Raw genomic sequence first — 24,429 nt, 5'->3', positions numbered from 1 at the left:
CAGGCGGCGTAGTGCGCCGCGCACGAGAGGGGATGCTACGCCCCCGCCAGCACGCCCGCAAGGACTTTCGCCTGAACGGAAAACGGCCGGGTTTCCCCGGCCGTTTCCGTGTGCAGCAACTCCGTCAGTTCATCAGAACTGATAGCGGAAGCCCAGCTGCACCGACCACTGCGACACGCCGACGTCGAAGCCGTCTGCGTCGTTGTTGGCCACGACCGGGGCATCCGCATTGCGGAAGTTGTACACGTACTTGCCGTCCTGGATGCCCTGCAGGGTTGCGACGCGGGCATCAGCAAAGAAGCCGTAGTCGTAGATGTTGCCCCACTTCTTGTTCAGCATGTTGCCGACGTTCTGGATGTCGATCCACACTTCCGACTTGTGGCCCTTCATGAAGCCCGGCAGCTGCTGGCTGACACGGATATCGAAGGTGTTGATCCAGCCGGTACGGAAACCGTTGGCCGGAGCATAGCTGCCTGCGTACTTCGCCAGCTGCGGGTTGGCAGCCAGCCATTCGTAGAACGACTTCTCCATCGCCGCATTCGGGGTGAACTTGCCGGTGACCCGGTCGACGTCACCGAACAGCACTTCACCCGCCTTCGGCACGTAGAACAGGTCGTTCGCCGAGCGGCTGTCGCCGTTGGCATCGTTCACGAAGACGTAGCTGTACGGACGGCCACTACGGCCTTCGTACACCAGACCGATCTTGGTTTCGTAATCGCCGAAGAACTTGTGCTTCCAGTTCAGCGAGCCCGACACGCGGTCACGGATCTGGTAGCGCGAGGTGTTCTCGGTTTCGCTATTGGCGTTGAAGGCGTACTGGTAGCCCCAGCCCGAGCTGGCGGTGGAGCTGGTCAGCGAACCGACTTCGGTCGCGTCGGTGTAGGTGTAGCCCAGGTTCCAGGACCAGTCGCTGCCTTCCGACCACGGCTTGCTCAGCGACGCGGTGAACTGCGAAGTGCGGCCCTTGTCGGTGTTGGCAATTTCGTACACCGAGTCGTAGGCGCGGTTACGGCCGGCGCGTGCGTCGTCGTTGATCCACAGGAAGTTGTTGCGCGCGGTCGCGTAGTACAGATCACGGCCATCCGGACCCACCTGCTGCACCGGCCCCAGGTTCAGGTTCTTGTAGTACAGCGCGTCCTTGACCTTGGTGACCAGCAGTTCGGCCGATGCCACGATGCCATTCCACGGCAGCTCGTGATCGAAGGCCAGGTTGGCCTTGTAGACCGACGGCATGTTGAAGTCACTGCCGACGAAGTTGACGTTCTGGCGGTTCGAACCCGGGGTGGTCGGGACCGGCTGGCCGTCCTTGTTCGGGCTGAACTGCAGCGTCGGGTCGTTGCGGGTGTAGGAATAGACCGAGTTGTTGAAGCCGGTCGCCGAGTAGCTGTTGCTCAACCACACCTGCGGGGCATCACCCTGGAACAGGCCCACGCCGCCGCGCAGCTGGGTCGGACGCTCGGTGTCGAAGGTGTAGTTGAAGCCGAAGCGCGGCTGGACCAGGAACTTGTTGCTCAGGACCTTGCTGTTGTCGTTGCCGAAGAAGGCCGACGCCGCGGCGTTGTAGGCCGGGGCCGGGCTGGTGTCGGCACGGTCGGCACGCACGCCCATGGTCAGCGTCAGGTTGCTGTTGACATACCAGGTGTCCTGCACGAACAGGGCCAGGTTGCTGAACTTGTAGTCAGCCGGAATCGAGCCCGGGGTGCGTTCCGGGTTGTAGTTGTAGCTGCTCCAGCGGCCAGCGGCGAAATTATCCAGGCCGTAGAAGGTGTAGGCACCCCACGAGTTGGCACCGAAATAGTTGTAGATGTCGTTGGTGTCGTACGACGCACCGAACTTGACGTCGTGGTCACCCAGGGTCCAGGTGGCGGCGGCGTAGTAGTTCCATGCCTTGGTCTGCAGGATGTTGTTCTGCGAATTGACTTCGGTACCGAGGTACAGCGAGTCACCCGTCGGCGCAGTCTCGCTGCCCTGGAAATAGATGCGGATGCTCGGCGCGTCGGTGGGCACGTTGCGGATCGCCGAGTACTCGCGGTACGAAGCCTTCAACTCGGTCGAGAAGTTGTCGGACCAGTCACTGAACAGCTGGGCGACGTAGCTCTCGTTGGTCTTGTCATGCTGGTACCAGTACGAGCTCAGCGAGGCCGTGCTGGTGCTCATGCCGTTGATGCGCAGCTTGCTCTGGTCGATCTTGCTGTAACGGAAGTTGGCGCGGTGGTTGTCGCTGATGTTCCAGTCGAGCTTCAGCGCGTACTCTTCCATCTCGGTGTCGCCGTTGCTTTCCAGGCCACCGGCGTTGATGCCGTAGCCCTGGGCGATCTGCTGCGCGCGGGTCACGTCGGCCAGGGTGAACTGCGGGTTGGCCTTGCCCAGCGCGGTGCCGCTCAGGTCTGCGCCCGGTGCGGCCTGCTTGAACTTCTCGTAGTTGGCGAAGAAGAACAGCTTGTCCTTGACGATCGGGCCACCCACGGTCATGCCGTAGGTTTCTTCCTTGGTGAAGCCCTTGAACGGCTGGCCTTCCGGGTTGTCACCGAACCAGTCGCCGTCACGGTAAGTGCCGTAGACCGAACCGTGGAAATCATTGGTACCGGACTTGGTCACCGCATTGACGGTGGCACCGGCGGCGGCAGCGATGCTGACGTCGTAGTTGGACAGGTTGATGTCCAGCGCTTCGATGGCTTCCATCGCGACCGGCTGGCGGCGGGTCGGCATGTTGTTGCCTTCCAGGCCGAAGGTGTCGCTGGCCGAGACGCCGTCGATGTTGATCGAGTTGAAGCGCGGGTTCTGGCCACCGGCCGAGATCGAGCCCGAGGCGCGGTCGATGAAGGTCACGCGCGGGTCAAGGCGCATCAGATCCTGGATGTTGCCGCCGATGGACGGCGCAACTTCGATCTGCTGCTGGCTGAGGTTGGTGCCCGAGCCCATCTTGGTGGCGCTGAACACTTCCGAGCCGCCGCCGACGGCGGTGACCTGCACGGTGTCCAGGTTGGTGGCAGCAGCCAGGTCGCCGGACAGGGTGGCGTTGATGGTGCCGGTCTGGTTCACGCCCAGGTAGACGCCATCTTCGGTCTTGGTGCCTTCACCCGGCTTGGTGATGGTGATCGAGTACGGACCACCCACGCGCAGGCCGCGGGCGTTGTAACGACCGGCCGCATCGGTGGTGGCACGCGAAACGGTGCCCGACTCGGTGTGGGTGATGGTGACTTCGGCGCCGGCGACGGGCTGGCCCGCGCGGGAGATCACCTGGCCGCCGACACCGGCAGAGGTGCTCTGGGCGAAGGCGGGGGCGGCGGCGAGTGCAGCCACGAGACCAAGGGTAAGCTTGGACATCCGGAGTGGGTGGGTCATTTTTCGGTAGCCTCGATGCGAGTTGGCGATGGCGGAAAAAAAGCGCATCCAACCAGCCTTGCGGGCGGCTGACTGGACATTTATCTGGGGTTCCCTACCGTGAACGGCAGCTGCCGCAACGGTTAACACTAGATTAACACGCTACGCCTGCAATGTGACGGTTGTGCGACAAACGGCACGGGATCGCAACTCGATCGTGACGGAACCTTCATTCCGTCTTTTCGTCCAGTTAACCGGCGGCGGTAGCGCTACTTGCGTCAAGTACCTGCCCGCGCCACGGGGCGCCCGCCGTCGAAAGCAGCGCTACGGCCGCAGCGGCGGGCTTTTCCGGGCCTTGGGCAGCAGGATCCTGGTCAACTGAATAGGCGCGAGCCCGCAGGGCGGTGCGCAATGGGCCCGGATACAGGCCACTTACCCGGACGGGGGTACGGCCCAATTCATCGTGCAGGCTGGCAATCAGCCCCCGCAGTCCGTGCTGGGCCACGCCATAGCCGCCCCAGTAGGCCTGCCCCACCCTTTCCGGGGCATCGACAGCGAACACCATCGCCGCATCTTCGCGCTGTTTCAGCAGCGGCAGGCAGGCCTGGGCCAGCCACGCCGGGGCGGTCAGGGTGACGTGCACGGCGCGGGCGAAACTGGCCGGGTCGGCCAGCTCGAAGGGGGTCAGGCCGGGAAAATGCGCGGCACAGACCAGCAGGCCGTCCAGCCGCCCCAGCTCACGCTGCAGGGCCTGGGCCAGTTCGGCATAGTCATCGGGGCCGGCACCTTCCAGGTCCAGCGGATACAGCAGGGGCTCGGGACCCACGGCCTGCACCTGGGCGTAGACCCGGTCCAGCCGGCGCGGCTTGCGGCCCATCAGCACCACGGTGGCCCCGGCTTCGGCAGCGGCCACGGCCGCGGCACTGCCCAGCCCGCCACCGGCACCGGCGATGACGACCACGCGATCCTGCAGGGGACGGCCATCGAGCGCCGTATCGGTCGCTGACGTCGATGGCCAAGCACTCATCCCTGGGTGGCCTCTTCGACGATGCGCTTGAGCTCGCCGGCTTCGAACAGCTCCATGACGATGTCACAGCCGCCGATCAACTCCCCGTTGATGAACAGCTGCGGGAACGTCGGCAGGTTGGAGAAGCGCGGCAGGTTGGCGCGGATCTCCGGTTCCTCCAGCACGTTGACCGTGCGCAGGGCGACGGCGCCGGCGGCCATCAACGCCTGCACGGCACGGCTGGAAAAGCCGCACATCGGGTATTGCGGGGTGCCCTTCATGAACAGCACGAGCGGGTAACGATCCACCTCGGCCTGGATTTGCTGCATTACCGCCACACCTCACTCCTTGCTTCGCCGGACAAACCGACCGCAGTGGTCGGCTAGACTGCCCACGGTAGCCACCATTGTAAGCCGATGGAACCGGCTGCCGCCGTCCCCCTGGCCACGAACCTGTCCATGCCCGTCGAATTGCCTGCCCTGCCCTACCTTTCCGGCTCCCTGCAGCCGCACCTGTCCGCGCAGACCGTGGAACTGCACTACGGCCGCCATCATCGCGCCTACGTGGATGCGGTCAATGCCGCCATCGTCGGTACCGAATGGGAAGAAGCGCCGCTGGAAGAGATCGTCCGCCAGGCCCAGGGCACGCTGTTCGATGCGGCCGCCCAGGCCTGGAACCACGGTTTCTACTGGCAGTGCCTGCGCCCGCGTGGTGGCGGCGAGCCGCAGGGCCGGCTGGGTGAGCTCATCAAGCGCCAGTTCGGCGATGGCCAGCGCCTGCGCGAGGAGTTCAACCGCGCCGCGCTGGGGCTGTTCGGCTCGGGCTGGGTCTGGCTGGTGCAGCACCCTGGCGGCCAGCTCGGCATCCAGGCGACCCGCAACGCAGGCACGCCGCTGACTGGCGAGAGCACCCCGCTGCTGTGCTGCGATGTGTGGGAACACGCGTATTACACCGACTACCAGAATGAGCGCACGCGCTATCTGGAAGGGTTCTGGCAGCTGGTCAACTGGGAATTCGCCGAGAGCCAGCTGCGCTGAGGTGGACAGACACCCGCCGGGCATGGCCCGGCGCTACCGGCTTTGCGCGGCTCTGGTAGATGCCCACCTTGGTGGGCAATGCCGGCCGGCGGCCGGCACCAGCCGATTCAGCGGTTGCGCAGCGCGTGCACCGCTGGCGCCACCTGGTCCTGGCGGTCCAGCTCCAGGCCGACCTGTACCAGCGCATCGGCCAACGCATCGGCATCATCGTCACGCAGGGTGGCATGGCCGACCTTGCGGCCGTCGCGCGGCTGCTTGCCATAGTCATGCCAATGGCCACTGGCCTGGCCCAGCACCGGCGCCGCATCGGGCATCGCGCCCAGCCAGTTCAGCATGCAGGCATGGCCGAGCATGCGGGTGCTGCCCAGCGGCAGGCCCAGCACGGCCCGCAGGTGGTTCTCGAACTGCGAGGTCTCGCTGCCTTCGATGGTCCAGTGACCGGAGTTGTGCACGCGCGGCGCCATCTCGTTGGCCAGCAGCTCGCCATCGCGGCAGAACAGCTCCAGCGCGAACACGCCCACGTAGCCCAGGTGTTCGGCCACGCGGCGCGCGTAACCAATCGCCGCCTCATGCTCGGTATCCGACAGCACGGCCGGGGCCACGCTGGCCGACAGCACGCCATCCACATGCCAGTTGCCGGTGACCGGCCAGGCCTGGAAGCTGCCATCACGGCCGCGCACGGCGACCACGCTCACTTCGCGCTGGAAGGCGACAAAGCCCTCCAGGATCAGGCCGGTGCGCTCGACCTGGGCGCCGAGGGCGTCCCAGGCGGCGCCGATGTCGGCCTCGCTGCGCAGGCGGAACTGCCCCTTGCCGTCATAGCCGAGGCGGCGGGTCTTGAGGATGCACGGCAGGCCGAATTCGGCGACCTTCGCGGCCAGCTCGTCACGGCTGCGGATATCGGCGAAGGCCGGCAGCGGAATGCCCAGCTGCTGGAACAGGGTCTTCTCGCTCAGCCGGTCCTGCGCGACGGCAAGCGCCGACGGCGGCGGGTAGACCGGCACCTGGTCGGCCAGCCACTGCGCACTGTCGGCCGGAACGTTCTCGAAATCGAAGGTGACCACATCGACCTTGGCGGCAAACTCGGCCAGGGCCTTGCGATCATCGAACGCGGCCACGGTGAGCTGCGCCAGCGGGCCGCTGCAGGCGTCGGCCGCCGGGTCGTACAGCTCGAAGCGCAGCCCCAGCGGCGCGCCGGCCAGGACCATCATGCGGGCGAGCTGTCCGCCGCCCAGGATGCCGACGGTCAGGCTCATTGGCGCGGATCGTCGTGAGCCATGACATCTTCGGTCTGGCGGGTGCGGAAGGCCTCCAGCGCCTGGCCGATGGCCGGCTGGTCGCTGGCCAGCATCGCCGCGGCAAACAGCGCCGCGTTGGACGCACCAGCATTGCCGATGGCGAAGGTGGCGACCGGGATGCCGGCCGGCATCTGCACGATCGACAGCAGCGAATCCATGCCGTTGAGGGCCTTGGACTGCACCGGCACGCCCAGCACCGGCACGGCGGTCTTGGCGGCGATCATGCCGGGCAGGTGCGCTGCCCCGCCGGCACCGGCGATGATCGCGCGCAGGCCGCGCGGGCCCGCCTCTTCTGCATAGCTGAACAATACGTCCGGGGTGCGGTGGGCGGAGACCACCTTCACTTCGAACGGAACACCCAGGGCTTCAAGCTTCTGGGCGGCGTGCTGCATGGTTTCCCAGTCGGAGCGGGAACCCATGACGATGCCGACAAGCGGCGCGATCGGGTTGGGGGTCATTGGCCGTCACCTGCCTTAAAGACGTATTCTAGCCGTCTTCCACGCAAGACGAAGAACCATGGATCGCAAGCTGCTTGACCTGCTGGTGTCGCCGGACACCCGCCAGCCCCTGTCCCTGCTGGATGGCAAGGGCCTGGAAGCCCTCAACAAGGCTATTTCTGCCGGTTCGGTCAACAAGGCCGACGGCAACCCGCTGGCCCAGCCGCTGCGCGAGGCGCTGGTCACCCGCGACCGCAAGCAGGTGTTCCGGGTCGACGACGGCATTCCGGTGCTGCTGGCCGAAGAGGCCATCCCGACCGCGCAGATCGCCGACTTCCCCGCCGCATGACCGCCCTGCCGACGCCGGATGCGGCCCTCGTCGCGGCCGATGTCGCCCGCGCGTTGGCCGAGGACCTGGGCAGCGGTGACGTCACCGCCGCCCTGCTGCCCGACCAGGCCGACAGCGCCTACCTGCTGTGCAAGCAGGATGATGCGGTGATCGCCGGCCGCCCCTGGTTCGACGCCACCCATCGGGCGCTCGACCCGGACGTCCGCATCGAATGGCGCGTGGCCGAGGGCGACCGCGTCGCCGCCGGCACCGTGCTGGCCCTGCTCCACGGGCGCAGCCGCAGCCTGGTCAGCGCCGAGCGCACCTCGCTGAATTTCCTGCAGACCCTGTCCGGCACCGCTACCACCACCGCCCGCTACGTGGCCGCCGTGGCCGGCACCGACACGCGCATCCTCGATACCCGCAAGACCCTGCCCGGCCTGCGCCTGGCGCAGAAGTACGCGGTGCGCTGCGGCGGCGGTGACAACCACCGCTTCGGCCTGTACGACACGGTGATGCTGAAGGAAAACCACATCCGCGCCGCCGGCTCGCTGCCGGCTGCGGTGGCTGCCGCGCGCCAGCAGTGGCCGTCGTTGCCGCTGGTGGTGGAGGTGGAAGACCTGGAGCAGCTGCAGCAGGCACTGGATGCCGGCTGCGAGCGCATCCTTCTGGACGACTTCGATGCCGCGCTGCGCCGCGAGGCCGTGCGCATCACCGCCGGCCGCATTCCGCTGGAAGTCTCCGGCAGTGTTGGTCTGGAGGGATTGCGGGCGATTGCCGAGGACGGCGTGGACTGCATTTCCATCGGCGGCCTGACCAAGCACGTGCAGGCCATCGACCTGTCGCTGAAGCTGGGGCCGCCGCCGGGCTGAGGGCGGATCCGGGCGCCACCGCTTCGCTCGCCGGGCATGGCCCGGCGCTACCGGCCCGGAGGCTTTCACGATTCGGCTACGCCTGCCTCTGCGACGCTGCGGCCATCCCCCACAGGAGCCGCGCATGCGCCGGATGCTCTTGCCTGCCTGCCTGCTGCTGGCCGCCGCGCCGCTGTCAGCCGCCGCCGCCGAAGCCTGCGACGTGCCACCCCGCTTCGGCCTCAGTCCGCTGGCGATCTCCATCCGCAATGCCGCCTGCAACGAACACCGGCTCTGGTACCGCCCCTTCATCGACCGCGAGGGGCGCGCGGCCAGCCTCAGCGTCACCGAAGCGGAGAACGAGAACCTGGCCGACAACGGCCTGATCGCCTGGCAGCGCGTAGCCAGCTACTGGCGCGACAGCGGCACGCTCAACGCGATGGGCAGCATTCCCGGCGCCAGCAGCTGCCTGGCGCCACTGGGCACGCGCTACACCGACAGCGACTGCCGCGCCTTCCTGGTTGACAACCCGTGGTCGGCTGCGTTCATTTCCTGGGTGATGACCCGCGCCGGCGTGCCGGGCTTCACCACTTCGCCGCGGCATATCGACTACATCCGCGCCGCCTACCAGGCAGGGCCTTCCGGCGTGCCGTACCGGCTGGCGGATCCGGCCACGGCCAAGCCTGCACCGGGCGACCTGCTGTGCTTCCTGCGCGACCGCAGCAGCACGCTGAGCTACAGCGGGCTGGTGAAGGCGCTGGGCAACGGCTCGGTCGGCCACTGGAAATCGCATTGCGAAGTCGTGGTGGCGGCCAACCTCGGCGGCGACCAGACCCTGTACCTGGTGGGCGGCAACGTGATGAACACCGTGGCCATGCGCCTGCTGCAGCTGGACCGCACGGGCCTGATCCAGCTGCCGCCCGCACGCGATCGCAGCAGCACCGGCATCGACCCCAGCTGCACGCCCGGCCGCGAGGACGAATGCAGTTTCAACCGCCAGGACTGGGCGGCACTGCTGCAGCTGACGGCCCCCGCTTCGCGCGTGGCACCGCCGCCGGTTGCACCAGCTACGAACGGACAATGAGCAGTGTGGCTTGATCCGCTGCGCGTTCGCCGCCATCTTGGCGGGATCGACCCTGCACGCGTGACGCCATGCCTACCCTGTTGTTGCTGCTGATTGCCGGCGGCATCGTCTACTTCTTCTGGAATGCCGCGCGTTCCGCCGCCGAACGTGCCATCGAACTCGGCCGCAACGCCTGCCGCGCCGCCGACGTGCAGTGGCTGGACCAGGCGGTGCATGCCACCGGCATGCGCCTGTCGCGCGGCGAGGATGGGCGGCTCGGCTTCGAGCGCACCTTCAAGTTCGAGTATTCCTACGACGGCATCGATCGCCACGTCGGCCGCATGGTGCTGCGCGGCGACCAGCTGGTGTCGTTCACCGGCCCGGGTGCGGCGCGGATCAGCCAGATCCGCGCGGATGTGGAAGACGCAGAGGACGTCTGAACCTGGTAGCGCCGGGCCATGCCCGGCGAGCGCAGCGGCAGCAGTGTGCCGACCAACGGTCGGCACCTACCGTTACTTCACAACGCGCAGTGTCGGGCGGCCCTTCGGCGGCGGCGTGGTCGGTGGGCGGTCGTCCGGCGGCGTGTCATCCGACGGGGTCTCGCCTTCGTGCAGCAGCTCGTCGCTGGTCGGTGCCGGTTCGGTGCCCGGAATATCGTCCGGCAGCGCCATGCCCTGCCCGGTCTCGCGCGCGTACACGGCCAGCACCGCACTGATCGGCACCTGCACCGGATAGCTGGTACCGGAGAAGCGGGCCGAGAAGCTCACCATCTCGTTGTTGATCATCAACTGCACCACCGCGCGCTCGGCGATGTTGAGCACCACGCGGCCATCCTTCACCGCCGAAGGCGGCACCTGGACGCCGGGAACGCCGGCATCGACCAGGATGTGCGGGGTCAGCTGGTTGTCGTTGATCCATTCCACCAGCGCCCGCAGCAGGTACGGGCGGTGGCTGGTCATGTGGAAGAAGTCGTCGGTCATGCGTGAAGTGTACGCGCCCGACGCCCCTGCCGGGGCGGATCACCTGCACGCCGGTGAGCATGCAGACGGAATGCGCCCGCCAGACTCAGACCGGCAGGTCGCGCAGCTTCTTTTCCTGCTCGGTCAGGCTGCGGACGAAACCGGGGTGGCGGAAGATGCGATTACCGTAATCCTCGATGGCCTTGCCATCCTTGGGCAGCGGCACGTCCAGCGACTGCAGCCGCCAGATGATCGGCGCCATCGCGCAGTCAGCCAGGCTCATTTCCGGGTTGAGGAAGAACTTGCTGGCCTTGAACAGCGGCAGCGAGGCGGTCAGCAGTTCCTTCAGCCTTTTGCGACCGGCTTCGGCCTGGGTCTTGTTGCCCAGCTGGATGGCCTGCACCTGCGGCACCCAGTCGTGCTCGATGCGCAGCATGGCCAGGCGGATGCGCGCACGCGAGAGCGGATCGACCGGCATCAGCGGCGGATGCGGGTAGCGCTCGTCGAGGTACTCGCTGACCACCGAGGCGGCGTACAGCACCAGCTCGCGCTCGACCAGGGTCGGCACCGAGTGGTAGGGATTGAGGTCGATCAGATCTTCAGGCGGGTTCTGCGGATCGACAGGAACAGAGTCATAGCTGACCCCTTTGGCCGCCAGAACCAGGCGGACCCGGTGGCACAGGACATCATCGTTCGAGGAAAACAGCGTCAGTGTATTGCGCATGCGTACGCTCGCCGCCATCAAAGGCTCTCCTACGACAGGAGACCGCCTGCCGCATCGGCGCCGCCAGCACCGTGCTGGCGGTCGACTCCTCCCCGAGTGTGCAACCGAGCATCACAAAAGCCAATAGGCTTTGCGTCGTGCCGGCAGCAGAATCAGTGCACGTCCTTCCAGTATTCCTTCTTCAGCAGGTACAGCAGGAAGGTCAGCAGGGCCAGGAACAGGATCACCCACACGCCCAGCTGCTGGCGCTTCAAGGCGGCCGGTTCACCGGCGTATTCAAGGAAGTTGGTGATGTCCCGCACGGCCTGGTCGTACTGCCCGGCATCGACGTTGCCCGGCGTTTCCAGCCGCAGACCGGTGACCGGCGGATCCATGCCCGGTGCCTCGGCCTTGCCATGCACCGCGTGCTGCAGGCCCTGCATCTCCCACAGCGGATTGGGCATGGATGCGTTGGCGAACAGGGCATTGTTCCAGCCCAGCGGCCGGCTGCTGTCCAGGTAGAACGACTTGAGGTAGGTGTAGACCCAGTCGCTGCCGCGCACCCGCGAGATCAGGCTGAGGTCCGGCGGCATCTTGCCGAACCACTTCTCCGCCTGCTCCCTGGGCATCGCCACCGGGATCGGGTCGCCGATCGCCGAGCCGGTGAAGTTGAGGTTGGCCATCACCTCTTCCTCGCTCAGGCCCAGATCCTGCGCCATGCGCGAATAGCGCAGGTACTTCAGCGCGTGGCAGCCGGAACAGTAGTTCATGTACAGCTGCGCGCCGCGCTGCAGCGATGCGCGGTCACCAAGGTCGTTGCCGGCCTGCAGCAGCTTGGTGCCACCTTCGGCGGCGGAGGCCAGGAAACTGCCCAGCATCAGGGTGGCCGTCAGGGCCAGCCGGACCATCCAGCGATCAGTCATGGGTGGTCACCCTCTCCGGTACCGGTTTGGTCCTGTCCAACCTTGTCCATAGCGGCATGGTGATGAAGAACGCGAAGTACAGGAAGGTCAGCACCCGCCCGACGTAGGTTTCATGCGCATCGGTACCGGGGCCGGAGCCGATCACGCCCAGCCAGACGAAGCACACGGCGAACACGCCCAGCAGCACCTTCGAGAGCACGCCGCGGTAGCGGTAGGACTTGACCTTCGCACGGTCCAGCCACGGCACCAGGAACAGGATCGCGATGGCCGAGAACATCACCAGCACGCCGCCCAGCTTGTTGGGCACCACGCGCAACATCGCGTAGTACGGCGTGTAGTACCAGACCGGCTTGATGTGCTCGGGCGTCACCAGGCGGTTGGCCTCGGTGAAGTTGTCGTGCTCCAGGAACAGGCCACCGAAGGCCGGTGCGAAGAAGATGATGAAGGCGGCGATGATCAGCAGGAAGCCGGCGCCGACGCCATCCTTGAGCGTGTAGTACGGATGGAAGGGAATGCCATCGGCCGGCGCGTTCGGCGACCAGCGGTTGCCCTTGGGCCCCTTCTTGATCTCAACGCCGTCAGGGTTGTTGGACCCCACTTCGTGCAGCGCGCCCAGGTGCAGTACCACCAGCAGCAGCAGCACCAGCGGCAGGGCGATGACGTGCAGGGCGAAGAAGCGGTTGAGCGTGGCGTCACTGGGCAGGTAGTCGCCCATGATCCATTCGGTCAGGCCGTTGCCGATGACCGGTATCGCGCCGAACAGCGAAATGATGACCTTCGCGCCCCAGAACGACATCTGGCCCCACGGCAGCACATAGCCCATGAAGGCTTCGGCCATCAGCACCAGGTAGATCAGCATGCCGAGGATCCACACCAGCTCGCGCGGCTTCTGGTAACTGCCGTACATCAGGCCGCGGAACATGTGCAGGTAGACCACGATGAAGAACAGCGAGGCTCCTGTGGAGTGCATGTAGCGGATCAGCCAGCCCCACTCCACGTCCCGCATGATGTATTCGATGGAACCGAACGCCTCGGCGGCGCTGGTCTTGTAGTGCATCGTCAGGAAGATGCCGGTGACGATCTGGTTGACCAGCACCAGCAGCGCCAGCGAGCCGAAGTAGTACCAGAGGTTGAAGTTCTTCGGCGCGTAGTACTCGCTGACGTGCTTGCGGTAGACCGGCATCAGGCCGGGCGCACGCGCGTTGACCCAGTCGGCGACGCCGCTGGCGGTACGGGCGAGGATATTGGCCATCAGGCTGCCCCCTGCGGATCGACACCGATGATGATGGTGTTGTCGTCCTGGTAGTGGTGCGCGGGCACCTTCAGGTTGATCGGCGCCGGCACGTCCTTGAAGACGCGGCCGGACATGTCGAAGCGCGACTTGTGGCAGGGGCAGAAGTAGCCGCCCTTCCACTGCGGGTCGTACGGCTCGGGCCGGATCTCGGCCACCATTTCAGGCGAACAGCCCAGGTGCGTGCACAGCCCGACCAGCACGGAGACATCCGGCTTGATCGAACGCAGCTCGGGGTTCTGCTTGAGCACGTAGTCCGGCTGCTGGTCCTTCTCGCCGGACCCGGGGTCCTTGAGACGGCCATCCAGCCCATGCAGCGCGTCGAGGATCGCCTTGGACCGTTTGACGATCCAGATCGGCTGGCCACGCCATTCCACGATCAGGCGTTGGCCTTCCTGCAGGGCGCTGATGTCGGCCACCACCGGTGCGCCGGCAAGCTTGGCGCGGGCACTGGGGTTCCAGGATTTGATGAAAGGAACTGCGGTGAATCCGACGCCGACGGCGCCCACCACGGCGGTGGTGGCAGAAAGAAAACGCCGACGTCCGGTGTTGACTGGATCGTGTACCCCATCGTTGGCCATCCGGCACTCCGATATTGATTAGGTAGCTTTAAGGCTGCCAGCGGATCCGGTGGGGGCCAGAGCCGCATTGAATCATGGCCGAGTGTAGCGGAACCGTCGCGCGCCACACAACGCATTGCAACAACTCTTTCAAATGTGTGCCGACTGACAGTCGGCACCCACCGACAGCCAGTGCCGACCAACGGTCGGCACCTACTGCTTGGTCAAAGCGGTGCGGTAGCGGTCGGCCAGCTGGCCGACGCGGCGCACGTAGTACTGGGTTTCACTGTACGGCGGAACGCCACCGTGGCGGTCGACCGCGCCTTCGCCGGCGTTGTAGCCCGCTGCGGCCAGGGTCAGATCTCCATTGAAGCGCTTCAACAACCACGCAAGATACTGCACGCCGCCACGGATGTTCTGGCTGGCGTCGTAGGAATCGCTGACCCCGAAGCGTGCGGCCGTCGGCGGCATCAGCTGCATCAGGCCCTGTGCGCCGGCGCGGCTGAGCGCGGTCGGGTTGTAGGCCGACTCGGCATGGATGATCGCGCGCACGATCGCTTCTTCCACGCCGAACTCACGTGCGGCCGAGGCGATCTCGGTCTGGAACGAAGTGGTGTTGAGGCGCACGCTGCCGAAGTCGACGCGCGGGTTGACCCCGCAGGCGTAGCAGCGCTCCATGAAGCTGTAGCGGATGGTGCGTACCGGACCGAGGTTGGCGACCTGGGTCGGGCGCGCACTGGTGTAGTGGCGCACGCCATCCTGCATGTACGAATAGACCTGCCCACTGACCATGCGGCCGCCGCGCGAAGTAGTCGCCGGCCTGGCTGCGGGGGCGGCGGCGACGGCCGGGCTGGCGGCACTGGCGGCCACGGCCACCGGGTTGCGCTCGGCGCTGGCCACCTGGGTGGCGGCCGGAGTTGTGCTGGCGGTCTGCACCGGCGCAGCGGCCGGTACGGCGCGCGGGGTCGCGGGACGGCGGGTATCGCGGCTGTAGCTGATGCTGCTGCAGCGCGCGCCGGGCACGCGCTTGCTGACATAGCTGGTGACGCCGTCGGCACCCTGGCACTTGAACAGGGTGCCGGCGCCGGCCGGCGCAGCGGTCAGCGCAGCGATGATGATCGCCGTTGTCCCCAGTATCCCCTTCATGGCGGCGAGTGTCCCAGCTTCGCCCTGCCTTGCCAAGCCGCCCCGCTCAGTCCGTGACCGCCGGCACAGCGAGCAGCTGGTCCAGCCCGGCCAGGCGCTGGGCCAGTTCGTCGCGCAGTTCCCGCGGCGAGGTCCACAGGGCCAGTGGCAGCAGGTCCAGGCTGAGGATCTGGGCCAGCATCATGCCGCGGCTCTCGGCGCCCATGCGCAGCAGGCAATGGTCAGGCCCCTCGGGCTCCAGCACCCCGCACCAGGGCGGAATGCGACCCTCCAGCTCGGCCAGGCTGCCGACCAGGCGCAGGGTGGCCTGCAGGGTGAAAGGCGCCTGGCTCACGGCCTGCCGCACCATCACGTCGGGCGGCGCGGGGGTGCGTCGGTGCAGGCCAGCCCCGGGCTGCAGCTGCACCGCGCCCATCCGGTCCACGCGCAGGGTGCGCCAGTCCTCGCGGACCAGATCCCAGGCCAGCAGGTACCAGCGACGGCCGTAGTTGACCAGGTGCTGCGCCTCGATCTGGCGCTGGGTCAGCACGTCCTGCGCGCTGCGGTATTCAAAGGTCAGCCGTGCGGCCTGCCGGCAGTGCTGGGCCAGGCGGCCGAGCAGGCGCGCATCGGTGGCCGGCAGGTCGGACAGGGTGGCGGTGGCCGCGTGTACCTCGCCGGCCTGCTGCCGGCGCCGCGCCGGCACCAGCGGGTCGAGCTTGGACAGCAGGCCGCGGGCGGTCTCGTCGATGCCGGCCAGGGTGGCCGAGGCGGCCCGCAGGGCAATGGCCAGGGTGGTCGCCTCTTCCTCGTCCAGCAGCATCGGCAGCACGGGCGCGCCGGTGCCGAGCCGGTAGCCGCCGCCTACCCCGGCCGAGGCCTGGACCGGGTAGCCGAGCTCGCGCAGGCGTTCGATGTCGCGGCGGATGCTGCGCCGGTCCACGCCCATGCGCTCGGCCAGCTCGGCGCCGGACCAGTGCCGGCGGGCCTGCAGGAGCGAGATCAGGCGCAGCAGTCGATGAGCGGTATGGCGCATGAAGAATCGAGGACAGAAGTCGTCCGCGATTGTGCCCCAGCATGACCTCCCGCTTCACCACCCCGTCGCAAGGAGCACTGCAATGAATGCACGCCAGATCACCCTCTACCACGCCGCACGCTCACGCTCGAGCGGCGCCGTCGCCCTGCTCGAGGCACTCGGCGCCGACTACCGGCTGCAGGTGCTGGACCTGAAGGCCGGTGCCAACCTGGCCCCGGCCTACCTGGCCATCAACCCGATGGGCAAGGTGCCGGCGATCATCCACAACGGTGCGCTGGTGACCGAACAGGTGGCCATCTACCTTTACCTGGCCGACCTGTACCCGGAAGCCGGGCTGGCGCCGCCGATCGGCGATGCGCAGCGCGGCCCCTACCTGCGCTGGATGGCCTTCTACGGCGCCTGCTTCGAGCCGGCGATGACCGACAAGGCCCTGCACCGCGAGCCGCCGCCGCGGATGATGTCGCCCTACAACGATGCCGAGACCGTGCTGCAGGTGATCGAGGCGCAGCTGGCGCAGGGCCCGTATCTGCTGGGCGAGGCCCTGAGCGCGGCCGACATCCTGTGGGGCAATGCGCTGGGCTGGATGCGTGAATTCGGGCTGGTACAGCCGGCTCCGGCCACTGCGGCCTATATTGATCGGATGGGCACGCTGGCCGCGTTCGACCGCTCGCGGCAGATCGACGCAGAGCTGGTGGCGGCGTAAGAGCAGCCGAGCGTGGGCTCGGCTCTACAACAGCGCGGCGGGCGGCGTGGGATGCGGGTAGAATTGCCCGCTTTCCCGCCACCCGAATGGATTAAGCGCCATGACCGGGACGCCAGACGTCTTTCCGCCCGCCTCGGGCGGTACCCCGCTCGTTGCCCTGCCCACTGGTCCGCGCAAGCCCGACCAGGTCAAAGGCAAGCTTTACATAAAGACCCACGGTTGCCAGATGAACGAGTACGACTCGGCCAAAATGGCCGACGTGCTTGCCGCCAGCGATGGCCTGGAACTGACCGACACCCCGGACGACGCCGACGTCATCCTGGTCAACACCTGCTCCATCCGCGAAAAGGCGCAGGAAAAGGTGTTCAGCCAGCTGGGCGTGTGGAAGAGCCTGAAGAACAAGGGCCGCGAAGTCATCATCGGCGTGGGCGGCTGCGTGGCCTCGCAGGAAGGCGAAGCGATCATCAAGCGCGCGCCGTTCGTGGACCTGGTGTTCGGCCCGCAGACCCTTCACCGGCTGCCGGAACTGATCCGCGCCCGCCGCGAGCAGAGGCGCCCGCAGGTGGACATCAGCTTCCCGGAGATCGAGAAGTTCGACCGCCTGCCGGAACCGCGCGCCGATGGCGCCTCGGCGTTCGTCTCGATCATGGAAGGCTGCTCCAAGTACTGCTCGTTCTGTGTGGTGCCCTACACCCGCGGCACCGAAGTCAGCCGCCCGTTCGAGGACGTGGTGGTGGAAGTGGCGCAGCTGGCCGCCCAGGGCGTGCGCGAGATCAACCTGCTCGGGCAGAACGTCAACGCCTACCGTGGCCCCTACGGTGACGGTGAATTCGCCGACCTGGGCCTGCTGATCCGTACCATCGCCGAGATCGACGGCGTCGGCCGCATCCGCTTCACCACCTCGCATCCGCTGGAATTCAGCGACTCGCTGATCGACGCGTTCCGCGACGTGCCGCAGCTGGCCAACTTCCTGCACTTGCCGGTCCAGGCTGGCAGCGACCGCGTGCTGTCGGCGATGAAGCGCGGCTACACCGCGCTGGAATTCAAGTCGAAGATCCGCAAACTGCGCGCGGTGCGCCCGGACATCTCGATCAGCTCGGATTTCATCGTCGGCTTCCCCGGCGAGACCGATGCCGATTTCGAGAAGACCATGAAGCTGATCGAGGACATCGGCTTCGACCACAGTTTCTCCTTCATCTACTCGCGTCGCCCGGGCACCCCGGCGGCCGACCTGGAGGACACGATCAGCGATGCGGAAAAGCACGCGCGGTTGTCGCGCCTGCAGGAACGCATCAATGCGCACGCCGCCGGCATTTCCGAAAGGATGGTCGGCACCGTGCAGACCGTGCTGGTGGAAGGCCCCTCGCGCAAGAACCCGAACGAGTTGACCGGCAAGACCGAGAACATGCGTTCGGTGAACTTCCCGGCGCCGGCGCGACTGATCGGCCAGTTCGTGGACGTGGTGATCACCGAGGCGCTGACCAATTCGCTGCGTGCGCGGGTGGTGGCGGAATAAGGTGTGCCGACCAACGGTCGGCACCCACCGGTCGGCACCTACCAGGGGCCGGCCCTCCTGGCACATTTTTCACCAGCATTTCACCTCCCTTGCCGCGCAGGCTCCGCAAGCACTTGTCCACAGCTTTCTTCGGCGCCGATCCACACCCGGTGTGGAGAACTGTCGCCCCGCCCGTCCGCGCGCTAATCTTGTCTTCCCTGGGTCCATCGCGGTGGACGGCGAACCCGCCCCACCCCACGCAATGAAAAGCATCGAGCATCGAGATTTCACCCTGTCGCCGGAAGACAACGAGCGGCTGGCCAACCTGTGCGGCCCCTTCGACGGGCACCTGCGCCAGATCGAGCTGAAGCTCGGCGTGGAGATCGCCAACCGCGGCTTCGTGTTCCGCATCAGCGGGCCGGACGAGGCCATCGTCGAGGCGCAGAAGCTGATCGAGGCGCTGTACGTCGAAGCCGCCGAGACCACCTTCGACAGCCACGCCATCCACCTGCGCCTGGCGGAGGCCAATGTCGAGCAGATCGCCGAGCGCTCCTACGAAGCGCAGGACGTGGCGATCAAGGTCAAGCGCGGCACGGTGCGCGGCCGCGGCGCCAACCAGGGCCGCTACCTGCACCAGATCGCCACGCATGACATCAACTTCGGCATCGGCCCGGCCGGTACCGGCAAGACCTTCCTGGCCGTGGCCAGCGCGGTGGAAGCACTGAACGAATCGCGCGTGCAGCGGCTGATCCTGGTGCGCCCGGCGGTGGAAGCCGGCGAGAAGCTGGGCTTCCTGCCCGGCGACCTGAGCCAGAAGGTCGACCCCTACCTGCGCCCGCTGTACGACGCCCTGTACGAAATGATGGGCGTGGAGAAAGTGGTCAAGCTGCTGGAAAAGAACGTCATCGAGATCGCGCCGCTGGCCTACATGCGCGGGCGCACGCTCAACGATGCGTTCGTGATCCTGGACGAAGCGCAGAACACCACCATCGAGCAGATGAAGATGTTCCTGACCCGCCTGGGCTACGGCTCCACCGCGGTGGTCACCGGCGACCTGACCCAGACCGACCTGCCCAAGCACGTGAAGTCGGGGCTGCGCGACGCCATCGACGTGCTGCGCGATGTGGAGGGTGTGACGTTCACCTTCTTCGAAGCGCGCGACGTGGTCCGGCACCCGCTGGTGGCACGCATCGTCAATGCCTACGACCGCCGCGACCTTCATCAGATTCAACCTGGAGCTGCCTCATGACCAAAGGCCCCGTGCGACTTGATGTCGCCGTCAGCTACGCCCTGCCCCGCACCGGCCTGCCGGCGGCGGTGAGCTTCCGCAGATGGGTGGGCGCGGCCCTGAAGGGACGCATCCGCGAAGCCGACCTGGCCATCCGCGTGGTCGATGCCAAGGAAGGCCAGTCGCTGAACCGGCACTACCGTGGCAAGGATTACGCCACCAACGTGCTCAGCTTCCCGGCCGATGTGCCCGAAGGCCTGCCCAAAGGCGTGAAGTTTCCGCTGCTGGGCGACCTGGTGATCTGCGCGCCGGTGGTGGCCCGCGAAGCCGACGAGCAGGGCAAGGCGTTGAACGCCCATTACGCGCACCTGACCGTGCACGGCGTGCTGCACCTGCTGGGCTGGGACCACGAGGACGACAAGGAAGCCGAGGCGATGGAGCAGCTCGAGCGCGAGATCCTGGCCGAGCTGGGCATCGAGGATCCTTACGCCGGCGAGCGCTGAGACCCGGACCGCGGTACTCTCGGGCAGACATCCCCGGGGGACATGGACGATGAAGGGTCAACTCATGGCCGCGCTGGCGCTACCTGCGATCTGCATTCTTGTAACGGTCTTGGGGTTGTACGTGGCGCGTGTAAACATCGCGCGCCACCCCGATGGCCGGCACTGGCTGCTGCTCACGCTGGCGCTGGTGTCGCCCGTCAGCCTGCTGGCAGCATTCCTCATCAGCGTTGTCCAGTCGCGCCTGCCGCACGGCCTGATCCCTCCGCAGATGTTCAACGCCCTCTCGGTGATCGCACTCCTGCTGCCGCTGGTCGGCGTGTGCACCGCCCCGCTCAGCTGGCGCGTTTTCGTGCTGCGCCGCCTGCACCGCGGCAGCGGCAGCCTGCCTTTCTTCCGGGCCACCCGGGTGCAGCTGCTCGCCCTGTTCGCGCTTGCCGCCGCCTACATGCTGGTACGCAGCCATGCAGGCCCGGACGGGCTGCCGATGCCGCTGCAGGCGAACTACCTGACGCTTCTTGCAACCGGCATCGTGATGGGTCTGATCCATGTGGTCCTGACCGTGGTGTTCCTGACGCTGCCGGTGATGGCGCTGTGGGCGCTGGCCAGCGGCGGGGTGCGGGCTGCATGGACGCGACGGCGCGCGGTACCGCTGGGCTGAGGGCGTAGCCGCCGACGGGTCGCAGCCTCTGTCCGGCGCCGCTACCATGTCCGGGCATCCTTCATCGCGGATCTCCTGCCTGTGCTGCTGCGTACTGCCCTGCCCCTGCTGCTCGCCTCCCTCGCTGCTCCCGCTTCGGCCGCCCCGCTGGACCTGCCGGCGCTGATCGAATGCCGCCAGGGCGTGGCCGAGCATGCCGCCCTGGCACCGCTGCTGGCCGACCCGCTGAAAGCCGTGGCCCTGGGCCTGCAACCGCTGCCGCAGGGCAACCAGTTCATGACCGAGTTCCGCCTGGCCAACCCGATCACCGTGTTCGGCCAGCGGACCGAGCGGGTGGCCGTGGCCGGCGCCAGCGTGATGGCCGTGCTGGACCAGGCCGACCCGCACCCGCTGGCCAAGCGCCTGGAGCTGGAAACCGGCTACGACCAGGACGGCAAGTTCATGGCCGGCCGCGAGGTGGTCAGCCGCGACGTGTCCGACCCCAGGACCGGCGAGGCCCAGATCGAGTCGATCATCCTCAGCGTGTCCACGGTGGCCAGCCACCCCGGCAAGACCCTGGCCGGCTGTACCTACAGCCTGGATCTGCCGGCCGACGACGAGGTTCCGGCCTCGGCCGCCGGCGGTCACTGAAAGGCCCCGACATCCTGCTAGACTTGGGACAACGCCCGGCTTGCCGGGTGCCCTTTTTCCAGAGATGTCAGAAGACGACAGTAGTAGCTCCTCCCTGGAGCCCAATGAAAAGAAGCGCGGCTGGCTTGAACGCCTGACCTCCGCCTTCTCCGGCGAACCCCATACCCGCGACGAGCTGGTCGCTGTCCTGCACACCGCGCAGGAAGAGGGTCTGATCGCCGCCGATACCCTGAAGATGATGGAAGGCGCCATTTCGGTGGCCGAGCTGACCGTGGGCGACGTGATGATCTCGCGCTCGCAGATGGTCTCGCTGCCGGTCGAGGCGCCCTTCCTGGACCTGATGAAACAGGTCGTCGAATCGGGCCACTCACGCTTCCCGGTGCACGGCGAGAACAAGGACGACATCCTTGGCATCCTGCTGGCCAAGGACCTGCTGCGCGGCGTGGTCGCCGACAACGGGCCGGCCAACGTGCGCGAGCTGCTGCGCCCGGCGGTGCTGATCCCCGAGGCGAAGAAGCTCAACGTGCTGCTGAAGGAGTTCCGCCTGTCGCGCAACCACATGGCCATGGTCGTGGACGAGTACGGCGGTGTCGCCGGCCTGGTCACCATCGAGGACGTGCTGGAACAGATCGTCGGCGAGATCGACGACGAGCACGACGAGGCCGAAGACCAGTCTGCGCAGATCGCGATCCAGGCCGACGGCCGCTACGTGGTCGATGCGCTGACCGCGATCGGCGATTTCAACGAGCGCTTCGGTGCCACGTTCTCCGACGAGGACTACGACACCATCGGCGGCCTGGTGACCGAAGCGATCGGCCACCTTCCCGAGGTCGGTGACGAGCTGGCGCTGGACCGCTTCATGTTCCGCGTGGCACGCGCAGATGCGCGCCGGGTGCAGGCCTTCCATGTGACGGTGCTGCCGCCGGACGAGCAGGACGACGCTTGAAGCGCCGGGGCCTGATCCTGAGTGTGTGGCTGGCACTGTGCGTGCTGGCCATGGCCCTGCCGCAGGTGGCCTTCGCGCAGGCGATGGCCGCCGCGCCGGCTGCCGATGCCGCCGCCCCGCAGGAGGCACCGGCGCCGCGCATCGGCGTGGTGACCATGCAGCCGGGCACGGTGTTCTTCGAACGCTTCGGCCACGACGCCATCGTGGTGCTCGACCCGGTCAGCGGCGAGGCGATCTCGTACAACTTCGGCTACTTCGATCCGTCCGAGGATGATTTCATCAGCCGCTTCGCACGCGGCGACATGATGTATTACCTGGTGGCGCTGCCGCTGCAGCAGGACCTGTCGTACTACGACGAGACCGGCCGCGGTGCCAGCGTGCAGTGGCTGGACCTGCGCCCGGACCAGGCGCGTGCGCTGGCCGCCGGCCTGGCCGAACGGGCCAAACCCGAGAACGCGCGCTACCACTACGACTACTACACAGCCAACTGCGCCACGATGGTGCGCGACACCCTCGACAAGGCACTGGATGGCGGTCTGCATGCGCAGCTGTCCGGGCGTTCGCGTGGCAACACCTACCGCAGCGAATCGGTGCGCCTGGCATCGCCGGCACCGTGGATGTGGCTGGGCTTCGACGTCGGCCTCGGTCCGTTCGCCGACCAGCCGCTGTCGCGCTGGCAGGAAGCCTTCGTGCCGATGCGCCTGGCCGATGCGCTGCGCCAGGTGCGCAACAGCGATGGCCGGCCGCTGGTGCAGAGCGAGCAGGAACTGCTGCCGCACCGCATCGCCCCCGAGCCGAAGGAGTTCGCGCGGCGCTGGTGGCCGTGGCTGCTGTGCGGCCTGGTGATCGCCGCCGGCGTGCTGGCCCTGCGCAGCCGCCCGCGCCTGCTGGCCGGCATCGCCCTGCCGTTCTGGCTGCTGTGCGCCCTGTTCGGTGGCGTGCTGGTGTTCCTGTGGGGCTTCAGCATCCACTACGCCGCGTGGGCCAACCGCAACCTGCTGCTGCTATCGCCGCTGGCGGTACTGCTGCTGCCGGGCGCCATCGCCCTGTTGCGCCGGCGCGTGCCGGGACGCATGTTCAGCATCGTGCTGTGGCTGCTGGCCGCACAGTCCGTGGCGGCGCTGGTGCTGCACTGGCTGAGCCTGCAGGCGCAGTACAACGTGCAGTGGATCGTGCTGCTGCTGCCGGTGCACGTCGCGCTGGCCTGGGTGCTGGCGCGTCGCCCTCACTTGTCGGAAACACCCCGCTGACGCAGGATGGCGGGCATGTCATTGCCCGCCTCCGCTTCCGCACCCGCTTCGAACAACCCCGCCTGCGTCATCAACTGCGTCCACTACGATGACCAGGGCAAGCGCCACGACATCAGCCTGGATGCCATCAGCGATGTGATCGCCAGTGGCAACGGCTTCGTCTGGGTCGGCCTGTTCGACCCCAACGATCAAGTGCTGCTGAAACTGCAGGAAGAATTCTGCCTGCACGACCTGGCCATCGAGGATGCGCGCAACGCGCACCAGCGCCCGAAGGCCGAGGCCTACGGCAACTCCCTGTTCGTGGTGATGACCACCGCGCAGATGGTCGACGAGCGCATCCAGTACGGTGAAACCCATGCCTTCCTCGGCCCGCGTTTCCTGGTGACCGTGCGCCATGGCGCATCGCTGTCCTACGCGCCGGTACGCGCGCGGGTGGAACGCGAGCCGCATCTGCTGAAGATGGGCGCGTCGTACTGCCTGTACGCGGTGGCCGACTTCGTGGTGGACAACTATCTGCCGATCACTACCCGCTTCCGCGATACGCTGGACCTGCTGGAGAAGGATATCTTCGCCGAGAATTACAAGCGCAGCACCGTAGTGCGCCTGTACGAGCTCAAGCGCGAACTGAACAAGATGCGCATGGCGGTGGCGCCGCTGCAGGATGTGCTGGCGCAGCTGCGCCGCTACCAGGGCGACCTGATTCCCGACGAAGTGAAGCTGTACGTGCGCGACGTGCACGACCATGCCGCGCGCATCAGCGATGTGATCGACACCCTGCGCGAGATGCTGGGCACGGCGTTAAGCGTGAACCTGTCGCTGGTGACGCTGGCGCAGGGCGAGACGGTGAAGCGCCTGGGTGCGTGGGCGGCGCTGCTGGCTGCGCCGACCCTGATCACCAGCTGGTACGGCATGAACTTCAGCCACATGCCCGAGCTGAACCAGCCGTGGTCCTACCCGTTGATGATCGTCGGTGTGGCCGCGGTGTGCGTGGGGCTGTACCGGTTGTTCAAACGCGCGAAATGGTTGTAGGGCGTTTTTGTAGAGTCGAGCCATGCTCGACTGCTGCCTGCCACAG

At 67.0% G+C, this 24,429-nt stretch carries 26 protein-coding genes; 14 read left to right on the top strand and 12 right to left on the bottom strand.

The genetic code is table 11. The annotated features are described in order from the left end of the window. Positions 1 to 132: 132 nt before the first annotated feature. The 3 genes from DCO49_RS08110 to grxD all read right to left on the bottom strand — a co-directional run bounded on the left by DCO49_RS08110 (position 133) and on the right by grxD (position 4,668). A complete protein-coding gene (locus DCO49_RS08110) occupies positions 133 to 3,327 on the bottom strand; it encodes a carboxypeptidase regulatory-like domain-containing protein (RefSeq protein WP_116863600.1) in 3,195 nt (1,064 codons plus the stop codon). Positions 3,328 to 3,574: 247 nt separating this feature from the next. After that, positions 3,575 to 4,351, bottom strand: coding sequence for an SDR family NAD(P)-dependent oxidoreductase (locus DCO49_RS08105; RefSeq protein WP_116863599.1), 777 nt, complete (start codon positions 4,349 to 4,351; stop codon positions 3,575 to 3,577). Beyond that, the gene (gene grxD, locus DCO49_RS08100) at positions 4,348 to 4,668 is read right to left on the bottom strand and encodes a Grx4 family monothiol glutaredoxin (RefSeq protein WP_079221360.1); all 321 of its coding nucleotides are present in this window, start codon (positions 4,666 to 4,668) and stop codon (positions 4,348 to 4,350) included. Before grxD ends, DCO49_RS08105 begins: the two co-directional genes overlap by 4 nt. Before the next feature lie 120 nt (positions 4,669 to 4,788). On the opposite strand from grxD, the gene DCO49_RS08095 reads away from it, so the two are divergent. Next, on the top strand, positions 4,789 to 5,367 hold the full coding sequence (locus DCO49_RS08095; protein WP_116863616.1) for a Fe-Mn family superoxide dismutase: 579 nt from the start codon (positions 4,789 to 4,791) through the stop codon (positions 5,365 to 5,367). 107 nt (positions 5,368 to 5,474) lie between these two features. Here DCO49_RS08095 and DCO49_RS08090 read toward each other — a convergent pair whose 3' ends face one another. After that, positions 5,475 to 6,623, bottom strand: a complete 1,149-nt coding sequence (locus DCO49_RS08090; RefSeq protein ID WP_116863598.1) for a 5-(carboxyamino)imidazole ribonucleotide synthase — start codon at positions 6,621 to 6,623, stop codon at positions 5,475 to 5,477. Then, positions 6,620 to 7,123: a 5-(carboxyamino)imidazole ribonucleotide mutase gene (gene purE, locus DCO49_RS08085; protein ID WP_079221357.1), complete on the bottom strand. Its 504-nt coding sequence runs from the start codon at positions 7,121 to 7,123 to the stop codon at positions 6,620 to 6,622. The genes DCO49_RS08090 and purE overlap by 4 nt, the downstream gene beginning before the upstream one ends. A gap of 58 nt (positions 7,124 to 7,181) precedes the next feature. Between purE and DCO49_RS08080 the strand changes: the two genes are divergently transcribed. The 4 genes from DCO49_RS08080 (at position 7,182) to DCO49_RS08065 (ending at position 9,784) form a co-directional block, all read left to right on the top strand. Continuing rightward, positions 7,182 to 7,451, top strand: coding sequence for a Trm112 family protein (locus DCO49_RS08080; protein WP_108746345.1), 270 nt, complete (start codon positions 7,182 to 7,184; stop codon positions 7,449 to 7,451). After that, a complete protein-coding gene (gene nadC / locus DCO49_RS08075; RefSeq protein ID WP_116863597.1) occupies positions 7,448 to 8,302 on the top strand; it encodes a carboxylating nicotinate-nucleotide diphosphorylase in 855 nt (284 codons plus the stop codon). The genes DCO49_RS08080 and nadC overlap by 4 nt, the downstream gene beginning before the upstream one ends. A 124-nt stretch (positions 8,303 to 8,426) precedes the next feature. Beyond that, positions 8,427 to 9,365 (top strand): DUF2272 domain-containing protein, encoded by a 939-nt coding sequence (locus DCO49_RS08070; protein WP_116863596.1) that lies wholly within the window; start codon positions 8,427 to 8,429, stop codon positions 9,363 to 9,365. A gap of 68 nt (positions 9,366 to 9,433) precedes the next feature. Continuing rightward, positions 9,434 to 9,784, top strand: coding sequence for a DUF3301 domain-containing protein (locus tag DCO49_RS08065; protein ID WP_108768389.1), 351 nt, complete (start codon positions 9,434 to 9,436; stop codon positions 9,782 to 9,784). A 72-nt stretch (positions 9,785 to 9,856) separates the two neighbouring features. On the opposite strand, the gene DCO49_RS08060 is transcribed toward DCO49_RS08065, so the two are convergent. From DCO49_RS08060 to DCO49_RS08030, 7 genes are all read right to left on the bottom strand, one after another. Next, entirely contained in the window at positions 9,857 to 10,324 is a 468-nt protein-coding gene (locus DCO49_RS08060) for a ClpXP protease specificity-enhancing factor (RefSeq protein ID WP_108768388.1), read from the bottom strand. Between the two features lie 85 nt (positions 10,325 to 10,409). Continuing rightward, positions 10,410 to 11,045, bottom strand: a complete 636-nt coding sequence (locus tag DCO49_RS08055; RefSeq protein WP_116863595.1) for a glutathione S-transferase N-terminal domain-containing protein — start codon at positions 11,043 to 11,045, stop codon at positions 10,410 to 10,412. Between the two features lie 134 nt (positions 11,046 to 11,179). Beyond that, positions 11,180 to 11,929: a cytochrome c1 gene (locus DCO49_RS08050; RefSeq protein WP_116863594.1), complete on the bottom strand. Its 750-nt coding sequence runs from the start codon at positions 11,927 to 11,929 to the stop codon at positions 11,180 to 11,182. Next, entirely contained in the window at positions 11,922 to 13,181 is a 1,260-nt protein-coding gene (locus DCO49_RS08045) for a cytochrome bc complex cytochrome b subunit (protein ID WP_116863593.1), read from the bottom strand. Before DCO49_RS08045 ends, DCO49_RS08050 begins: the two co-directional genes overlap by 8 nt. Further along, complete coding sequence (gene petA, locus DCO49_RS08040; protein ID WP_116863592.1) at positions 13,181 to 13,801, bottom strand: ubiquinol-cytochrome c reductase iron-sulfur subunit; 621 nt, start codon at positions 13,799 to 13,801, stop codon at positions 13,181 to 13,183. Before petA ends, DCO49_RS08045 begins: the two co-directional genes overlap by 1 nt. 192 nt (positions 13,802 to 13,993) lie before the next feature. Further along, entirely contained in the window at positions 13,994 to 14,926 is a 933-nt protein-coding gene (locus tag DCO49_RS08035; RefSeq protein WP_116863591.1) for a lytic transglycosylase domain-containing protein, read from the bottom strand. A gap of 46 nt (positions 14,927 to 14,972) precedes the next feature. Next, a complete protein-coding gene (locus DCO49_RS08030; RefSeq protein ID WP_116863590.1) occupies positions 14,973 to 15,941 on the bottom strand; it encodes a WYL domain-containing protein in 969 nt (322 codons plus the stop codon). A gap of 82 nt (positions 15,942 to 16,023) precedes the next feature. Here DCO49_RS08030 and DCO49_RS08025 point away from each other — a divergent pair, with 82 nt between their 5' ends. The 9 genes from DCO49_RS08025 to DCO49_RS07985 all read left to right on the top strand — a co-directional run bounded on the left by DCO49_RS08025 (position 16,024) and on the right by DCO49_RS07985 (position 24,383). Then, the gene (locus tag DCO49_RS08025; protein ID WP_116863589.1) at positions 16,024 to 16,644 is read left to right on the top strand and encodes a glutathione S-transferase family protein; all 621 of its coding nucleotides are present in this window, start codon (positions 16,024 to 16,026) and stop codon (positions 16,642 to 16,644) included. Between the two features lie 100 nt (positions 16,645 to 16,744). Beyond that, a complete protein-coding gene (gene miaB, locus DCO49_RS08020) occupies positions 16,745 to 18,160 on the top strand; it encodes a tRNA (N6-isopentenyl adenosine(37)-C2)-methylthiotransferase MiaB (RefSeq protein WP_116863588.1) in 1,416 nt (471 codons plus the stop codon). A gap of 241 nt (positions 18,161 to 18,401) precedes the next feature. Then, positions 18,402 to 19,388 carry a PhoH family protein gene (locus tag DCO49_RS08015; protein ID WP_116863587.1) on the top strand — a complete coding sequence of 329 codons (987 nt, stop codon included), beginning with the start codon at positions 18,402 to 18,404 and terminating at the stop codon, positions 19,386 to 19,388. Further along, on the top strand, positions 19,385 to 19,870 hold the full coding sequence (gene ybeY, locus DCO49_RS08010) for an rRNA maturation RNase YbeY (protein WP_116863586.1): 486 nt from the start codon (positions 19,385 to 19,387) through the stop codon (positions 19,868 to 19,870). Before DCO49_RS08015 ends, ybeY begins: the two co-directional genes overlap by 4 nt. Before the next feature lie 64 nt (positions 19,871 to 19,934). Next, a complete protein-coding gene (locus tag DCO49_RS08005) occupies positions 19,935 to 20,528 on the top strand; it encodes a hypothetical protein (RefSeq protein WP_133249412.1) in 594 nt (197 codons plus the stop codon). 84 nt (positions 20,529 to 20,612) lie between these two features. Beyond that, positions 20,613 to 21,158, top strand: a complete 546-nt coding sequence (locus DCO49_RS08000) for a hypothetical protein (protein ID WP_116863615.1) — start codon at positions 20,613 to 20,615, stop codon at positions 21,156 to 21,158. A gap of 64 nt (positions 21,159 to 21,222) precedes the next feature. Further along, positions 21,223 to 22,104, top strand: a complete 882-nt coding sequence (locus tag DCO49_RS07995; protein ID WP_108768378.1) for a transporter associated domain-containing protein — start codon at positions 21,223 to 21,225, stop codon at positions 22,102 to 22,104. Continuing rightward, a complete protein-coding gene (locus DCO49_RS07990) occupies positions 22,101 to 23,354 on the top strand; it encodes a DUF4105 domain-containing protein (protein WP_116863584.1) in 1,254 nt (417 codons plus the stop codon). The genes DCO49_RS07995 and DCO49_RS07990 overlap by 4 nt, the downstream gene beginning before the upstream one ends. Before the next feature lie 6 nt (positions 23,355 to 23,360). After that, positions 23,361 to 24,383 (top strand): magnesium and cobalt transport protein CorA, encoded by a 1,023-nt coding sequence (locus DCO49_RS07985; RefSeq protein WP_116863583.1) that lies wholly within the window; start codon positions 23,361 to 23,363, stop codon positions 24,381 to 24,383. Positions 24,384 to 24,429 lie beyond the last annotated feature (46 nt).

It is taken from the genome of Stenotrophomonas sp. SPM, from assembly GCF_003105135.1.
Classification (GTDB): domain Bacteria; phylum Pseudomonadota; class Gammaproteobacteria; order Xanthomonadales; family Xanthomonadaceae; genus Stenotrophomonas.
The sequence above is the reverse complement of the archived record's forward strand: the minus strand, read 5'-3'. Positions and strand labels throughout refer to the sequence as shown.

Bases quoted from the DNA above. Each gene is read 5' to 3' on its own strand.
- DCO49_RS08110 (WP_116863600.1), bottom strand. From the start codon at position 3,327: ATGTCCAAGCTTACCCTTGGTCTCGTGGCTGCACTCGCCGCCGCCCCC.
- DCO49_RS08105 (WP_116863599.1), bottom strand. From the start codon at position 4,351: ATGAGTGCTTGGCCATCGACGTCAGCGACCGATACGGCGCTCGATGGC.
- DCO49_RS08095 (WP_116863616.1), top strand. From the start codon at position 4,789: ATGCCCGTCGAATTGCCTGCCCTGCCCTACCTTTCCGGCTCCCTGCAG.
- DCO49_RS08090 (WP_116863598.1), bottom strand. From the start codon at position 6,623: ATGAGCCTGACCGTCGGCATCCTGGGCGGCGGACAGCTCGCCCGCATG.
- purE (WP_079221357.1), bottom strand. From the start codon at position 7,123: ATGACCCCCAACCCGATCGCGCCGCTTGTCGGCATCGTCATGGGTTCC.
- DCO49_RS08080 (WP_108746345.1), top strand. From the start codon at position 7,182: ATGGATCGCAAGCTGCTTGACCTGCTGGTGTCGCCGGACACCCGCCAG.
- nadC (WP_116863597.1), top strand. From the start codon at position 7,448: ATGACCGCCCTGCCGACGCCGGATGCGGCCCTCGTCGCGGCCGATGTC.
- DCO49_RS08070 (WP_116863596.1), top strand. From the start codon at position 8,427: ATGCGCCGGATGCTCTTGCCTGCCTGCCTGCTGCTGGCCGCCGCGCCG.
- DCO49_RS08065 (WP_108768389.1), top strand. From the start codon at position 9,434: ATGCCTACCCTGTTGTTGCTGCTGATTGCCGGCGGCATCGTCTACTTC.
- DCO49_RS08060 (WP_108768388.1), bottom strand. From the start codon at position 10,324: ATGACCGACGACTTCTTCCACATGACCAGCCACCGCCCGTACCTGCTG.
- DCO49_RS08055 (WP_116863595.1), bottom strand. From the start codon at position 11,045: ATGGCGGCGAGCGTACGCATGCGCAATACACTGACGCTGTTTTCCTCG.
- DCO49_RS08050 (WP_116863594.1), bottom strand. From the start codon at position 11,929: ATGACTGATCGCTGGATGGTCCGGCTGGCCCTGACGGCCACCCTGATG.
- DCO49_RS08045 (WP_116863593.1), bottom strand. From the start codon at position 13,181: ATGGCCAATATCCTCGCCCGTACCGCCAGCGGCGTCGCCGACTGGGTC.
- petA (WP_116863592.1), bottom strand. From the start codon at position 13,801: ATGGCCAACGATGGGGTACACGATCCAGTCAACACCGGACGTCGGCGT.
- DCO49_RS08035 (WP_116863591.1), bottom strand. From the start codon at position 14,926: ATGAAGGGGATACTGGGGACAACGGCGATCATCATCGCTGCGCTGACC.
- DCO49_RS08030 (WP_116863590.1), bottom strand. From the start codon at position 15,941: ATGCGCCATACCGCTCATCGACTGCTGCGCCTGATCTCGCTCCTGCAG.
- DCO49_RS08025 (WP_116863589.1), top strand. From the start codon at position 16,024: ATGAATGCACGCCAGATCACCCTCTACCACGCCGCACGCTCACGCTCG.
- miaB (WP_116863588.1), top strand. From the start codon at position 16,745: ATGACCGGGACGCCAGACGTCTTTCCGCCCGCCTCGGGCGGTACCCCG.
- DCO49_RS08015 (WP_116863587.1), top strand. From the start codon at position 18,402: ATGAAAAGCATCGAGCATCGAGATTTCACCCTGTCGCCGGAAGACAAC.
- ybeY (WP_116863586.1), top strand. From the start codon at position 19,385: ATGACCAAAGGCCCCGTGCGACTTGATGTCGCCGTCAGCTACGCCCTG.
- DCO49_RS08005 (WP_133249412.1), top strand. From the start codon at position 19,935: ATGGCCGCGCTGGCGCTACCTGCGATCTGCATTCTTGTAACGGTCTTG.
- DCO49_RS07995 (WP_108768378.1), top strand. From the start codon at position 21,223: ATGTCAGAAGACGACAGTAGTAGCTCCTCCCTGGAGCCCAATGAAAAG.
- DCO49_RS07985 (WP_116863583.1), top strand. From the start codon at position 23,361: ATGGCGGGCATGTCATTGCCCGCCTCCGCTTCCGCACCCGCTTCGAAC.